Origin of the sequence: Pseudomonas sp. N-137, assembly GCF_034555295.1 — a bacterium.
In the GTDB taxonomy this organism is placed as follows: domain Bacteria; phylum Pseudomonadota; class Gammaproteobacteria; order Pseudomonadales; family Pseudomonadaceae; genus Aquipseudomonas; species Aquipseudomonas rhizophila.
In genome coordinates this window covers 1-12,757 of the sequence record NZ_JAXUDQ010000019.1, presented here as the reverse complement: position 1 = coordinate 12,757, position 12,757 = coordinate 1, and the positions used below count along the sequence as shown (strand labels likewise).

13 protein-coding genes and 1 pseudogene are annotated in these 12,757 nt (G+C 52.4%); 1 reads left to right on the top strand and 13 read right to left on the bottom strand.

What is annotated here, in order from left to right; all coding sequences use genetic code 11:
• Positions 1-169: 169 nt before the first annotated feature.
• The 3 genes from T3A99_RS16390 to T3A99_RS16380 all read right to left on the bottom strand — a co-directional run bounded on the left by T3A99_RS16390 (position 170) and on the right by T3A99_RS16380 (position 3,806).
• Positions 170-1,897 (bottom strand): ABC transporter ATP-binding protein/permease, encoded by a 1,728-nt coding sequence (locus tag T3A99_RS16390; protein WP_322834577.1) that lies wholly within the window; start codon positions 1,895-1,897, stop codon positions 170-172.
• A gap of 93 nt (positions 1,898-1,990) precedes the next feature.
• The gene (locus T3A99_RS16385) at positions 1,991-2,551 is read right to left on the bottom strand and encodes a response regulator transcription factor (protein WP_047229017.1); all 561 of its coding nucleotides are present in this window, start codon (positions 2,549-2,551) and stop codon (positions 1,991-1,993) included.
• Positions 2,544-3,806 (bottom strand): ATP-binding protein, encoded by a 1,263-nt coding sequence (locus tag T3A99_RS16380; RefSeq protein ID WP_322834576.1) that lies wholly within the window; start codon positions 3,804-3,806, stop codon positions 2,544-2,546. Before T3A99_RS16380 ends, T3A99_RS16385 begins: the two co-directional genes overlap by 8 nt.
• Before the next feature lie 365 nt (positions 3,807-4,171).
• Between T3A99_RS16380 and T3A99_RS16375 the strand changes: the two genes are divergently transcribed.
• Positions 4,172-4,888: an SIMPL domain-containing protein gene (locus tag T3A99_RS16375; RefSeq protein ID WP_047229019.1), complete on the top strand. Its 717-nt coding sequence runs from the start codon at positions 4,172-4,174 to the stop codon at positions 4,886-4,888.
• Positions 4,889-5,043: 155 nt separating this feature from the next.
• Here T3A99_RS16375 and T3A99_RS16370 read toward each other — a convergent pair whose 3' ends face one another.
• The 10 genes and pseudogenes from T3A99_RS16370 to T3A99_RS16330 all read right to left on the bottom strand — a co-directional run.
• Positions 5,044-5,427, bottom strand: coding sequence for a DUF6124 family protein (locus tag T3A99_RS16370; protein WP_322834575.1), 384 nt, complete (start codon positions 5,425-5,427; stop codon positions 5,044-5,046).
• Positions 5,428-6,003: 576 nt separating this feature from the next.
• Entirely contained in the window at positions 6,004-6,426 is a 423-nt protein-coding gene (locus T3A99_RS16365; RefSeq protein ID WP_322834574.1) for a hypothetical protein, read from the bottom strand.
• 245 nt (positions 6,427-6,671) lie between these two features.
• Entirely contained in the window at positions 6,672-7,010 is a 339-nt protein-coding gene (gene imm45 / locus T3A99_RS16360) for an Imm45 family immunity protein (protein ID WP_260990065.1), read from the bottom strand.
• A gap of 509 nt (positions 7,011-7,519) precedes the next feature.
• The gene (locus T3A99_RS16355) at positions 7,520-8,074 is read right to left on the bottom strand and encodes a hypothetical protein (RefSeq protein WP_322834573.1); all 555 of its coding nucleotides are present in this window, start codon (positions 8,072-8,074) and stop codon (positions 7,520-7,522) included.
• A gap of 179 nt (positions 8,075-8,253) precedes the next feature.
• Complete coding sequence (locus T3A99_RS16350; RefSeq protein WP_322834572.1) at positions 8,254-8,652, bottom strand: contact-dependent growth inhibition system immunity protein; 399 nt, start codon at positions 8,650-8,652, stop codon at positions 8,254-8,256.
• 729 nt (positions 8,653-9,381) lie between these two features.
• Positions 9,382-9,897 (bottom strand): hypothetical protein, encoded by a 516-nt coding sequence (locus T3A99_RS16345; RefSeq protein WP_047229023.1) that lies wholly within the window; start codon positions 9,895-9,897, stop codon positions 9,382-9,384.
• Between the two features lie 347 nt (positions 9,898-10,244).
• Positions 10,245-10,691 carry a hypothetical protein gene (locus T3A99_RS16340; protein WP_256233426.1) on the bottom strand — a complete coding sequence of 149 codons (447 nt, stop codon included), beginning with the start codon at positions 10,689-10,691 and terminating at the stop codon, positions 10,245-10,247.
• Positions 10,692-11,609: 918 nt separating this feature from the next.
• Positions 11,610-12,140 (bottom strand): contact-dependent growth inhibition system immunity protein, encoded by a 531-nt coding sequence (locus tag T3A99_RS16335; protein WP_047229024.1) that lies wholly within the window; start codon positions 12,138-12,140, stop codon positions 11,610-11,612.
• A gap of 1 nt (position 12,141) precedes the next feature.
• Positions 12,142-12,234 (bottom strand): annotated as a pseudogene (locus T3A99_RS27915) (hypothetical protein); the annotation flags it as partial.
• 28 nt (positions 12,235-12,262) lie between these two features.
• On the bottom strand, positions 12,263-12,757 hold a 495-nt coding region (locus T3A99_RS16330; protein WP_322834571.1), incomplete at its 5' end, for a transposase.

Here is a 12,757-nt window from a genome sequence, read left to right as displayed (position 1 = left end):
AAGTTTGCCGCCATGCACCGTTGTGGCGAGGGGATTTATCCCCGCTGGGCTGCGGAGCAGCCCTCTTGATCTACCAGCAGATCAATATCGTTGACCTTTGATTTTGAAGGGGCGCTTCGCACCCAACGGGGATAAATCCCCTCGCCACAACGGTGTTCGGCAATGACAATCAGGCGACTACAGCTTGCTCCACCAGTTGGCCATTTTCGATACGCACATGTCGCGGATGGAACCGTTTCAAACTGCTGCGATGGCCAACGCTGACTATGCTCAGCCCCGGCAACTGGTCAATCAGCGCCTGGTACAGCGTCGCTTCATCTTCTTCGTCCATCGCCGACGTGGCTTCGTCCATATACAACCATTGTGGTGCGTAGAGCAATGCGCGGGCGAACGCCAGGCGTTGCTGCTCGCCGGGCGAGAGCATGCGCTGCCAATGGTTGGCTTCGTCCAGTCGCGCCACCAGATGCGGCAGGCGACAGGTTTCCAGCACTTGGGCATAACGCTCTGGCGGGTACGTGTCGCCCGGCTGTGGATAACTCAGCACTTCGCGCAAGGTGCCAATGGGCAGATAGGGTTTTTGCGGCAGGAACAGATAACGCGCCGCGGGCAACCGGATCGCGCCGTGGCCATCCGGCCACAAATGCCCCATTGCCCGGAACAGAGTGGATTTACCGCTGCCCGAACGCCCGCTGAGCATCACCCGTTCGCCCGGCTCGACGGTCATGTCGGTATGGCTGAGCAGATGGCGGCCATCGGCCAGGTCCAACCCCAGGTTTTGCACTTTCAATGCATGGCCTTGGTTCTGCACGTCGATGGCCGGCACACGGTCTTCGTTGTCGCTCATGGCCTGGCGGAAGCTCAGCAGTCGGTCACACGTGGCGCGCCACGCGGCGAGGTCGGTGTACGCGCTGATGAACCAACTGAAATTCTCCTGCACATTGCCGAACGCCGAGTTGATCTGCATGAGCTCGCCCAGCTGAATCTTGCCGGCGAAGTAGCGTGGCGCGGCGACGATGAACGGGAAGATGATCGCAATCTGGCCGTAGCCGGAGGTGAAGAAGGTCAGGCGCTTGGACACCCGCATGATGTCCCAGAAGTTATGCCAGACCAGACCAAAGCGGCCACTCAAGCGGCGGTTCTCGTTGGGTTCGCCGTTGTACAAGGCAATGCTCTCGGCGTTCTCACGCACCCGCACCATGGAAAATCGCAGGTCGGCTTCAAAGCGTTGCTGGTTGTTGTTCAGGCTGATCAAGCGACGACCGATCAGGTGCGTCAGCCAACTGCCCACCGCCGCATACACCAGCGCACACCAGAACATGTAGCCGGGGATGGTGTAGCCAAACACCTGGATGCTGCCCGACACGCCCCACAAAATGATCGAGAACGACACCAGGCTGACCACGGTGCGCAGCAGCCCCAGGCCCAGGCCCAAGGTGTTGCTGGTAAAACTGTTGAGGTCTTCGGAAATCCGCTGGTCCGGGTTATCGGTGTAACCGCCCTGCTCCAGTCGGTAGTAATTCTTGTCATTGAGCCAACGGGCGAAGTGTTTCTCCGTGAGCCAGGCCCGCCAGCGGATGGTGAGCATCTGCGTGAGGTACAAGCGATACACCGCGCCCAGGATCGCCACCGCGGCGATGCCGCAGAAATACAGGATCAACCGCCAGAACGCGACGCTGTCCTTCTCCTGCAAGGCGTTGTAGAAATCCTTGTACCAACTGTTGATCCACACCGAAATCGCCACGCTAAACAGCGACAGCACGATGACGGCAATCAACAGCGTCCAGGCCTTGCCCTTCTCCTCACTGCGCCAGTACGGCGTGGTCATTTGCCAGACACGGCGGAAAAACTGCCCGCGCACCGCATCATTGACCGCGGAATATTCAGCGTTCTGATTCATGGTTAAGGCTCTGTAAAGAAAAAAAACTCGGGCCGATCATAGAACAACGGCCCGATTTGCCGCGAGGGTGGACAACATCTGTTCAGCGCAGGTTCAGCGACGCACGGGGCGCTTCTGCAATTTGCGCTGCAAGGTGCGCCGGTGCATGCCCAAGGCGCGGGCAGTGGCGGAAATGTTGCCTTCGTGCTCGGTCAGCACCCGCTGGATGTGCTCCCATTGCAGGCGGTCCACCGACATGGGGTTTTCCGGCACCAGGGTGTCCAGGTCGGCGTGTTCGGACAACAGCGCCGCCAGCACGTCATCGGCGTCGGCCGGTTTACACAGGTAATTGCAGGCGCCACGCTTGATCGCCTCCACCGCGGTGGCGATGCTCGAGTAACCGGTGAGGATCACCACGCGCATTTCCGGGTCCAGCTCCAGCAGTTTGGGCAACAGCACCAGGCCCGAGTCGCCGTCCATTTTCAAATCCAGCGCGGCGTAGTCCGGCAGGTCGGCCTGGGCGATGCTCAAGCCCTCCTCGGCGGAACCTGCGGTGCTCACGCGAAAGCCCCGACGGGACATGGCCCGGGCCATGACGCGGGTGAAGGTGGCGTCGTCGTCCACCAGCAACAGATGCGGCAGTTCTTCGCCGTCGACTTGGATCTCGTCACTCATGTTCGTCTCCTCGGTCGGCATGGGGCAGGCGCAGCTCGGTGAGCGTGCCGCCCTCCTCATGGGGGTAGAGTTTCACCGAGCCGCCGGCGCGTGTCACGCTGGCCTTGCTCAAAAACAGGCCCAGGCCGAAACCTTTGCCCTTGGTGGTGTAGAACGGCTTGCCGATTTGCTCGGCAATCGCCAGCGGCACACCGGCGCCATGGTCGCGGATGCTGATGGTCAGCTCGTAGGCATTCCAGTCCAGCGCCACTTCCAGGCCTTCGGGGCAGGCGTCGGCGGCGTTGTTCAACAAGTTGAGCAACGCCTGGGTCAGGTCCGGCGGCGGCGCCATGCGCGGCACCGGTCCTTGACCCAGTCGCTGGAAGCGATAACTGGCCTCCGGGCGCATCAGGTGCCAGCGATTCAGGGCCTCGTCGAGCCAGTCGGTGACGTCCTGCATGTCGATGGCCAGCCGGCGATTGGCCTCGGCGGCACGCACCAGATACTGCAGGGTTTCCTTGCAGAGCTGGACCTGATCCTGCAACACACCGAGGTCTTCCTGCAGCGCCGGGTCGTGATGATCCTGGCGCATCTCCTTGAGCAGTACGCTCATGGTGGCCAACGGCGTGCCCAACTCATGGGCGGCACCCGCGGCCTGGGTCGCCACGGCCAGCAATTGCTCGTCCCGCAGGCCCTCTTCACGGCGAATGGCCCGCAGTTCTTCTTGACGACGCAACTCTTCGGCCATGCGCGCAGCAAAAAACGTAATGACCGCCGCCGCCAGGGCGAAACTCAGCCACATGCCGTAGATCTGCAGGTTTTCCCGGGCAATGGGGAAGGTTTCCAGCGGATAGAACCGTGCCAGCAACAAGGTGTACAGCGCCAGGGCGATGCCGGACAGGATCAACGAAAACCGCCACGGCAACGTCACTGCGGCGATGGTCAGCGGCACCAGGTAATAGGACACGAAGGGGTTGGTGGAGCCGCCGGAGAAATACAGCAACGCGCTGTGGATAAACAGGTCGCAGGCCAGTTGCACGGCGTATTCCAGCTCAGTCACCGGCCACGAGGTGCGCAGACGGATGGCGGTCAGCGCGCACAGTATTGAAGAGCAGGCCAGAGTGATCGCCAATTGCAGCCAGGGCAGCGGCAGCAGTTCGAACCAATAGGCGAGCCCCACGGACCCGGCCTGGGCGGCCAGGACCAGAATTCGGATAAACGTCAGACGCCAGAGGTTCTGGCGAGAGGCGGAAGTCATTTGCAAAGGGGCGAGCATGAGCTCTCCTGATGAGCGCTCCAGGCGGATCGCACGGAGTATAACCAAGGCGCGGCTTGCACAGGCAGCTATGCGGCAAAGCGCCACAGCCCCGAAATGACACACTAACCATTGTGGCGAGGGGATTTATCCCCGCTGGGGCGCGAAGCGGCCCCCAAATAAGGTCGAGCACCACGCTGAGCTAGATCATGACAATTCTGGGACTGCTGCGCAGTCCAGCGGGGATAAATCCCCTCGCCACAAAAAGCCTCTCACCTGCAATCTGTATAGAAGTTGTAACTGTGCGAACCCGCCCATAAAAGCTAGAGTCTTACCGTTCACGCAGGTCCGGATTTCACCCCTGCGCCTCATCCCAAGGAGCTTTCATGCAAACGTTCAGTCGTCACGCCGCCCTGCTCGCCCTCAGCCTCGGCACCGTCGCCAGCCTGCCGGCCCTGGCCGCCGATGAGCTTCACTACAACCAGATTTCCCTGCGCGCCGAAGCCAGCCAGGAAGTCGCCCGCGACCTGATGATCGTCACCCTCTACACCGAGGAACAAAACACCGACCCGGCCAAACTCGCCGCGGCCGTCACCACCACGCTGAACAAAGCCATCGGCCAGGCCAAGCAGGTCAAGGACATCACCCTGCGCCAGGGCAGCCGCAACAGTTACCCGGTCTACGACAACAAAGGCCAGAAAATCACCGGCTGGCGCGAACGCGCCGAACTGCGCCTGGAAAGCGCCGACTTCGCGGCCCTGTCCAAACTCACCGGCGAGTTGCTCACCGACCTGAAAATGGGCGGCATGGACTTCACCATCTCCACCGCCACCCGCCAGACCAGCGAAGACGCCCTGCTCAAGGACGCCGTCAACGCCTTCAAAGCCCGCGCCCAACTGGCCACCGAAGCCCTGGGCGGCAAGGGTTACAAAATCGTCAACCTGAACCTCAACAGCAACGGCTACCCACAGCCCTACATGCGCCCGCAAATGATGATGAAAGCCGCGTCCATGGATGCTGAATCCGTCACGCCGGAAGTCGAAGCAGGCACCAGCAAAGTGAACATGACGGCGGATGGGGTGGTTGAGGTGTTGATGCAGTAAGGATGGGCTGACAGAGACATTGCCGATCGTTCCCACGCTCCGCGTGGGAATGCCTCCACGGACGCTCCGCGTTCGGCTTTGGAAAGGGACGCAGAGCGTCCCGGGCTACATTCCCACGCGGAGCATGGGAACGATCAACTTCCGTGGCGAGGGAATCAAGGTGCCGGACTGGCCGGCACTTCAAGCTGATCCAACGCCTTATCCACCAGCAACTGGCACAACTCCACCAACTGATGAATCCCCAACGCCACACTGCGCCGCGTGCCCTCCACTTCAAAGGCCAGGTCCTCGGCCATAGCTTTTACCGAAGCCAGGGTTTCGGAGGTGCTGGTCAGCAGCGTGTCGGCGTCGGCTTCCGCTGTGACGGAAAACAGGCTGTCGATGCGCGGATCGGTGCTTGGCTCTGGTTTTTTTGGATTGAGGTAATGATTGAGTGCCCGCTCGGCGGCGGCTCGGTCTTTGAGTAGGTCTTCGATGGAGTCGAAGCCGGAAAGAGGGTTGGTTTTGTTGAAGGGTGGGTCGGGGACTGACTTATCCATATTCAATGCTCCTGCTTAAAAATTGGAGCCATCTCTGTGTCGTTTCCACGCGACAATAGGTGGCAGCGGTACGCGGGGTGGAAATACCGGTTAGCAGGACCCGGCCAGACCGAAGTCTGCCCACGCACAGCCGCCAAGACGCAGTTTGCAGACGAAACGAGACGTCGGCAACACGATGTTCAGCCATGCCCTACTAAATTCAGGTTTCCACACCCGGTCGCTGATTAGGCAGCGACGTTCAAAGGTTAGAGAGCGCATTTCCGAGCGGCAACCCTAAAAAACTGTGGGATGTTTCGGTTCGGGGCCGGTGATCCTTCCGACACAAATGAATGACTCGTGCCGCTTCGCTTCCTGACACCACAAACCCCGTGGCGAGGGAGCTTGCTCCCGCTGGGCTGCGCAGCAGCCCCAAACCAGACTCCTCGGTGTATCAAAGCCGAAATCAAAAATATCCTTTGACACCATAAAAAAAAGCGAACGCCACTTGTCCACGTTTGATGAAATGTGGACAACCGGAGATTAATCCGCCGTAAAAAATTAAGGCGCCTTGCTCATATCCAAATGATTTACAACAACTTATTTATCTTTTACAAAACTCACATAAACTGTCTCTATCACAGCTTCCTCTTCACCGATATCAAGATCAGGCGCATAAACTCTAAGACCCAATCCGTTCACATCAAACCCTGAGCCATTAAAGTTCAGGGCCTCACCTTCCGTAACCATGTACTGCTGAACTTTAAGTACATCTGCACCGGACAAACGCTGTCCGCGCCAACTGAGATCGCTCCATTTCAAGAACTCCACGCCGATGACCCTGTAACCCTCATCAAAATAAACGTGTACTCCTAAATCATCGTACGCGTCAGTTGGAACTGTAGAATCAGCAGCTTTTAAAAACTCCTCAAAACCGCGCCCCAATAATGCCCTCGATTGATCGCGAGTCATACCGATATGCACAGAACCTAAATCACCAAAACCCAACAACTCGAAACTCATCATTAGCTTTCCGAAAGTTATCTGGGTTTAACTTTGACGCACAATCCATCAGTGCATCTAGGGATAGAGCACGCTCCCCACTTAAGAAACGGTATGGACAACGCGCCCCCCGTGACTCCCAAACCAATTAACAGAAAAGGGTCAGATTAATTCCTGCCTCTTCGCCTGAGAAGGAACACAAGCCAATCGACCTCTCCCACCATAACCGCACGAACGGTAACCATCGCACAATTACACAATAACAATTAACGCTCTATCAAACTAAATGGAACATCTGCCTGCTTAAACAGATAAACCTTCTCAACAGGGCAGTCGGGATATATCCATTTAGCCCAGTTTTTGACTACCCACTCCCTTGAAAGGCCCCAAGTACCTGGCAAACGACTTTCCACAGGCAAACGCACCACTAAAAGCCCCGCCTTATTACCTGAAGCAACGGCTATAGAATGCCCGTATTGCTCGTCGGGAATATCGAGAACCATAAAATCTACAATTTCTTCATACGGCCATCGGGCAGGGAGTCGGAATATCTGCCCTCGGGTTATCGCCGAAGCCAAACTATCGACCAACTTAATGCCTTCCATTATTCAACCTTAAACCATGTCCACGAAACGAAAACAGTAAAAACGGGGACAGACCACGTTACCCTTTAAAACCTACCCCCTTTCTCGCGCATCTTTTTGATTTTTTCACAGACCGCTTTCAAAATCTAGAAAAAAAACGATTACGTATAGAGTGAAAGAGAATATCGCTAAAGCAGCTCGCCACTCAGGATCAGCATCTTCGCCCAAGCTGCTAGGTCCGATAGCGATCCTAGCCCCTCTCAAATAATTCCAGACGGCTTGCACAAATAACAGCTGAACTACAATCATTAGAAAAAAACGCCCCCATCCACCATTAAATTTTAGAACAGCATTCAAGACCGAAGCAAATAACAGCCCAATTGCGACATAATTCCGGTACCTAAACAAAGCATCAATCACAACCCTTGACCTTAAAAACATCATAAAACCCCGTTACCCTTTTATCGAACTCCACAGAAAAAAGGGGACACCCATTAGCCGGTAAAGCGGTCGGCCAGCTCTTTCTCTATTCATTTCGTAATAACCACTGGAATGAACATCGGAGAGGGCCCCGCTGGTGGGCTGATCATGCCTTCGCTTTTCACCACCGGCACACCCTTGCGTTTAATTGCCTCAAACAGTTCCTTGGTAGCTGCCGAGTCGATATAACCCCCCTCATCTATAGACGCGCTCAACGCCAATTGACGCCGCTCTTCCGTCATCTGGAGCTGACTGGTCCGAAAAATCGTGTGCAAGGCGATGTTTTTAAGCGCCGATATATCCACATGAGCGATCTCGACGTATTTCAACGCCTTGGCGTCCCAACCCTGAACGTACAGATCATTGGCGGTCAACGCGTAGGTGCAGAAATAGTAGGTGCCGGTATTCGAACCCGGGGTAGATACGATCAGAGAGCAACGGCCATGTTGCAAAATAGGGCTGTTCAGTCCTGGATAGTCTTTGACAAGTTGTGCAGGAAACTGTATTCGGTCGTAGTAGATAGTAGCCTTGTCGTAGGGGGTAGTGTTGCAGGCTGACAGGAGCAATGTCATGGACAGTAAGAGAGACGTGCCGAGATAGTGCATTGAATAATCCTTAAAAAACCAAAAAAACTAATAGAGCTCTTCTTGGAGCAGGTTTTCCACCTCAGAGGGCAAGGCCAAACTTCGTCATTTTTTATAGATACATCAGCTAGTTAGCCGTTAAGTAAGTGCCATTCAAATCTACCCCTTCCTTCTCTTTCTTTCCGCTTTTCTAAAAAGCTTCACTCATTGAATTTTTCAAGAGATTTTATTAGACCCAAAGAATCTATTAGCAACTCCGCATCATTAGTCAATTGGATAACCTCATGCAATGCTTGAACAATCTGTGGCACCACACTTGAGTTCTCCCGAAAAAAACTCAAATCCAAGCCCGCAATAGCAGAAATCAGTTCCCCATCATAGCGTTCGCCTGCCAATACATCGGCATTTAGTATCTCTACAGCCACGTGTAATATTTCACAAACGAACAAATTTTGTCTTAACGAACGACAAATATCTCCCACCCCCAACTGAACAAGAGGAATATCACGTACTGAGAGATACCATTCCGTTAGCGCGGATGGATTTTGCTCTGACAACCAACCAACAGATTCATTTCTTTCTAGGTCACGAAAATTCATATACCTACACCATTTAAAGCCGATTCAATACGATAAATAGAATCTAAAGCCCTTTGACGTGCGGCTTGTGCAGCGGGATCATTCATACCTTTGATGGAATAAGGGGACAGATTTATTTTCTCAAATCAATCCTCCGTCTACCCTGACCTCGCCGCTCTTGGCCACGTTGCACAACGTGGTGCGGATGACTCATCCGTCCGTGGAAGCTTTCAGCGTAGCAAAAGAGAAAATAAATCTGTCCCCTTTTTCTCAAAAACTAATAGAGCTCTTCTTGGATCAGATTTTCCACCTAAGAGAGCAAGACCAAACTTCTTAAGTTTTTACAGACCCATCAGCTAGTTAGCCGTTAGCCTGTCTCCGCTTTCCTTCTATACTGGCCCCCAATAGCCATGAAATGGATCTTGAGGGAAAACCAATCTCCATGCTTCACTTGACATCATGCATTTGAACCACTTCTCTTCAAATTCTGACCCCGTATAGTTTTCCTGAACGAGAGTCTGCTCTACGACCCCAGCTTTAACCTGCTCAGTGATCCAGGCAAGAAATCGCTCATACTCCTTTGGCGATGAAAAACTCTCTATAACTTCCCAGTTACACTCATACATTCTCTTATCCAGAATGTATCATTTTTGCAGAGAAAGGAGACACCCATTAGCCGGCCTCAAGTCAAGGCTAAAAGCCAACTCGCCCTACAGCTTTTAATTGCAGGGCTTCCCTTATTACCCCCTACTACGAAATCCCGAATGCAATTTTATATGCCATTTCCAGCTCGAATGACTCAAGCTCCCTATATTCGGCTGACAAATCAGAGCCTAGAAGCAATCCTGCTTTATCGCTATAAACGGCATATACACTTCCATCCCACTGATCATCATCGACACAAAAAACCTTAATAGACGGACTGCTGTATTCCGTACCGCACCAAGCAATCGTAGCACCACGACTAACGAACCACTCAAGTGATGCCTGAATAAGAAGAGGCCATACACTCTCAGCCGGCCAGGATCTTATCCTAAGTTCTATTGATAGATCACTCAGCGTCTCACCCTTCCACAATCGCGACTTAAATTCTGCGCCTCCACTCCAAATAGCTTCAAAGGAAGGGAGGTCCTTAGCCAACTCCTCAGTAAAGCCCGAGGACCAATAGCCATAAAAAACCAAACCACTGACTTCGCCTTGATAAACTTCGCCAGTTATCGCGTCTTTAACACTCCAAAATATCCCCAGACTATCTAAAGTTTTCATAATCCAAAATTCGCCATTTGCTGAGGTGAAGGTTGTATAGCTGTTACAAGGTCGCCGTTTTTTATTTTACCCCTGACAGAAACGGGGACAGACCACGTTTTTACATCACTGAAAACGTGGTCTGTCCCCGTTACCGCCCCTGATATGTATTCCGATCATTTTTAGTCAATGAAAGATTTGACTCGACTTTCTCAACGCGGCCCAAGCCATCTGTTTGGAAGGTTTTATTCCCATCGACTTTATATACGGTATTCGGCACAGGCTTATTCAGCTCTTTATTCCATGCACCTTTACCACCAGAACTAATCTCGTCTTCCCGTAAAGCTTGCCCTGTTCCTTTTGGACCATCAACTTACCCAGGAAATGTGATCTCCATCTAAATAATATAGTCCTTCAAGCCTTCCTGAAATTTTAGGCAGCTCGAGAAGAGACTCTGAAATATATGAAAAAGGAAGCCCACTCCTTAGCTCTTGAGCTCTTGCAGAGTAGTCTGCCCAAGAAGGCTCAATCATCCCATTCCAGAATGTAACAAAGGAGCCATCCTCAAGAAGAATGACAGGTTTTAAGTACTCAACTTCCCCACCACCATCCCAGTACAGATAACCTAAGTAACTAGAACCATTTTTCCCAACAAAACTAGCGCGAACTATTATTTGAGCATCAGTACAAGTCTCCTTATCAAGGAGAGGACGGACTGTAAGCTCATCTTCCGCAGATTCATCCATAGGAAAGTACCAAACACCAAAACTAGCAAGATCGTCAATGGTTAATTCATATATTTGTTTATCAGTCATGCTTGCATACCTATTTAATCAGGTGCTTGATTGAGTCAAACAATTCGGGCCGCCCTATATCGCCATAGGCTTTCTGCAACCCCGAGCTTATTTGCCCAGGAGTATACGTAGCCGGCTTACCACGTACCATGGGTGGCAAATACTTACTGATAGCTTTATGCATAGCATCAGGATTCACCTTTCCCGTATGAGAGTACTGGGTAGAGTCGCAGGGTGATCTAGCATGTCATTTTTCGAGAAAAACGGGGACAGAGAAAAACGGGGACAGACCACGTTTTTTACATCACAGAAAACATGGTTTGTCCCCGTTACTCCCCTTTTTTTCCACAGAACCTATCCCCTTTTTTGCTTATGGCAACTTGACTATAACGACTTCATTAGAGCCTTTGGGTAGTTCCAGAAGGTACTTCCAGTGCTCCAGGATCGCGCGCCACTCCTGCAAAGTAAACTTACCTTTCGGCTGCCCGATCCATTCGTCATTAGCCAGAATATCGACCTGTACACCTGAAGCGTTAATACGCAATAGGACATCATCCCCCCTCAATGGTTGAAGCCTGAACCCCCTCCTCGATCGAGGCAATAGCCTCTAGCATTCGATCACAATGCTTCGGTATTTGAGCGATTGCGTCCAGTACACTACAAACATAAAGATCGTAACGTTGCGCGTCCTTCTGACCGAAAGCCACCTCGGCTACAGTATCAAAAACCTGCCCCACAGGAGGGGGGTTTACCCCCCTTCAACATGATAAAATTTCAATTCCATTTGGCGCCCTCAAGGGTTGTGTAAAAACGGGGACAGCCCCTGAAGGATCCCCACAAATTCACTCCAGGCTCTGCGCCCGATTGGAAAAACGGGGACAAACCACGTTCTTACATCACTGAAAAATGGTCTGTCCCCGTTATCCTATCCCCTACACATTAGGTGCACCGACTAAAAGCCAAGCGTAAGGCCGCACCTACATCAGAAGGGCTACTGCCACTGGGGATAATGACATAGTCACTCTCACTTACTCCCTTACCACTCCAGGCTTCTAGCTTTTCATGATAGCTAGGACGAATAGTTATCTGCCCCCTATTACTTTCGATACTGCATTTCTTCATATCTTTAAATAATGCACGTTTAGTCTTGTAGCCATAGCGCTCCAAAGTACTGCCAACCCATTGATCATATCGTTGATTGGTCAAGTTGTAGTCGTATAACTCCATATCAAAAGTAGCTTCAGGATGAATCCAAACATCCTTTCGCGGCTCGGGAAGCACAAATCGGCTATGAGCCAAGGCGTCAAGCACAGCAAAGCCTAGCTCTTTATCGGCAACGTCAGGGCTTAAAAAATGTTCCACACCTTGCGGGTCCGCTTGGCTACTTCGATAGCCAGAAAAAGTCTTTATGGAAATAAAATCCTTATTTATTTTCGCATCTGCCCAAGCTGTTTTCACGACATCATTCATCTTAATCCACCTTGGTAATTTTTACCGTAACGCCTTTACCCTGACCATACTCAATAGCTCTATTAATTTGATCCCACTGAGCACTCGTCGTATAAGAAACGGGGACAGACCACGTTTTCTAACTAAGGCAATGAGCGCCTTCCCGGACGCCCCGGGCAGCCCCGCTGAGCTCGCCGTCCGATCATCGCTTCAATTTCAGTAGCAAATCGCGAGCCACCAAACACATAGTTACCATTGGTCGCGGCTCGAATTTGGTCAACCAGCCCTACACCCAAATCGTTTCTAAAAAGCTCCCTGTAAGCTTCTGCAGTCGATATATTTGCCCCCCCAAGCGACAAGTACTGAGCATGCGGAATAATAAAACACGAAGATTCTGATTGTGCGTTAGCACGATAACTCGACCAACGATATTCTGCCGGATGCGTTACCATCTTTGCCCGGACAGGATTCATCTCTATATAACGATAACAAGCCAAAACATAGCTATCACTTTGAACAAGGCATGAGCGAAAGCGCCCCTCCCATAGGGTCCCACTGCGGCCATATGTACGATTCACGTACTGCACATATCTCTGCCCTATGCCTTTCATAAGCGAGCCCGCACTACTTTGCTCTTG

What these genes read in the sequence shown, in the direction of transcription:
- T3A99_RS16390 (WP_322834577.1), bottom strand. Translation starts at nt 1,897, where the DNA reads ATGAATCAGAACGCTGAATATTCCGCGGTCAATGATGCGGTGCGCGGG.
- T3A99_RS16385 (WP_047229017.1), bottom strand. Translation starts at nt 2,551, where the DNA reads ATGAGTGACGAGATCCAAGTCGACGGCGAAGAACTGCCGCATCTGTTG.
- T3A99_RS16380 (WP_322834576.1), bottom strand. Translation starts at nt 3,806, where the DNA reads ATGCTCGCCCCTTTGCAAATGACTTCCGCCTCTCGCCAGAACCTCTGG.
- T3A99_RS16375 (WP_047229019.1), top strand. Translation starts at nt 4,172, where the DNA reads ATGCAAACGTTCAGTCGTCACGCCGCCCTGCTCGCCCTCAGCCTCGGC.
- T3A99_RS16370 (WP_322834575.1), bottom strand. Translation starts at nt 5,427, where the DNA reads ATGGATAAGTCAGTCCCCGACCCACCCTTCAACAAAACCAACCCTCTT.
- T3A99_RS16365 (WP_322834574.1), bottom strand. Translation starts at nt 6,426, where the DNA reads ATGAGTTTCGAGTTGTTGGGTTTTGGTGATTTAGGTTCTGTGCATATC.
- imm45 (WP_260990065.1), bottom strand. Translation starts at nt 7,010, where the DNA reads ATGGAAGGCATTAAGTTGGTCGATAGTTTGGCTTCGGCGATAACCCGA.
- T3A99_RS16355 (WP_322834573.1), bottom strand. Translation starts at nt 8,074, where the DNA reads ATGCACTATCTCGGCACGTCTCTCTTACTGTCCATGACATTGCTCCTG.
- T3A99_RS16350 (WP_322834572.1), bottom strand. Translation starts at nt 8,652, where the DNA reads ATGAATTTTCGTGACCTAGAAAGAAATGAATCTGTTGGTTGGTTGTCA.
- T3A99_RS16345 (WP_047229023.1), bottom strand. Translation starts at nt 9,897, where the DNA reads ATGAAAACTTTAGATAGTCTGGGGATATTTTGGAGTGTTAAAGACGCG.
- T3A99_RS16340 (WP_256233426.1), bottom strand. Translation starts at nt 10,691, where the DNA reads ATGACTGATAAACAAATATATGAATTAACCATTGACGATCTTGCTAGT.
- T3A99_RS16335 (WP_047229024.1), bottom strand. Translation starts at nt 12,140, where the DNA reads ATGAATGATGTCGTGAAAACAGCTTGGGCAGATGCGAAAATAAATAAG.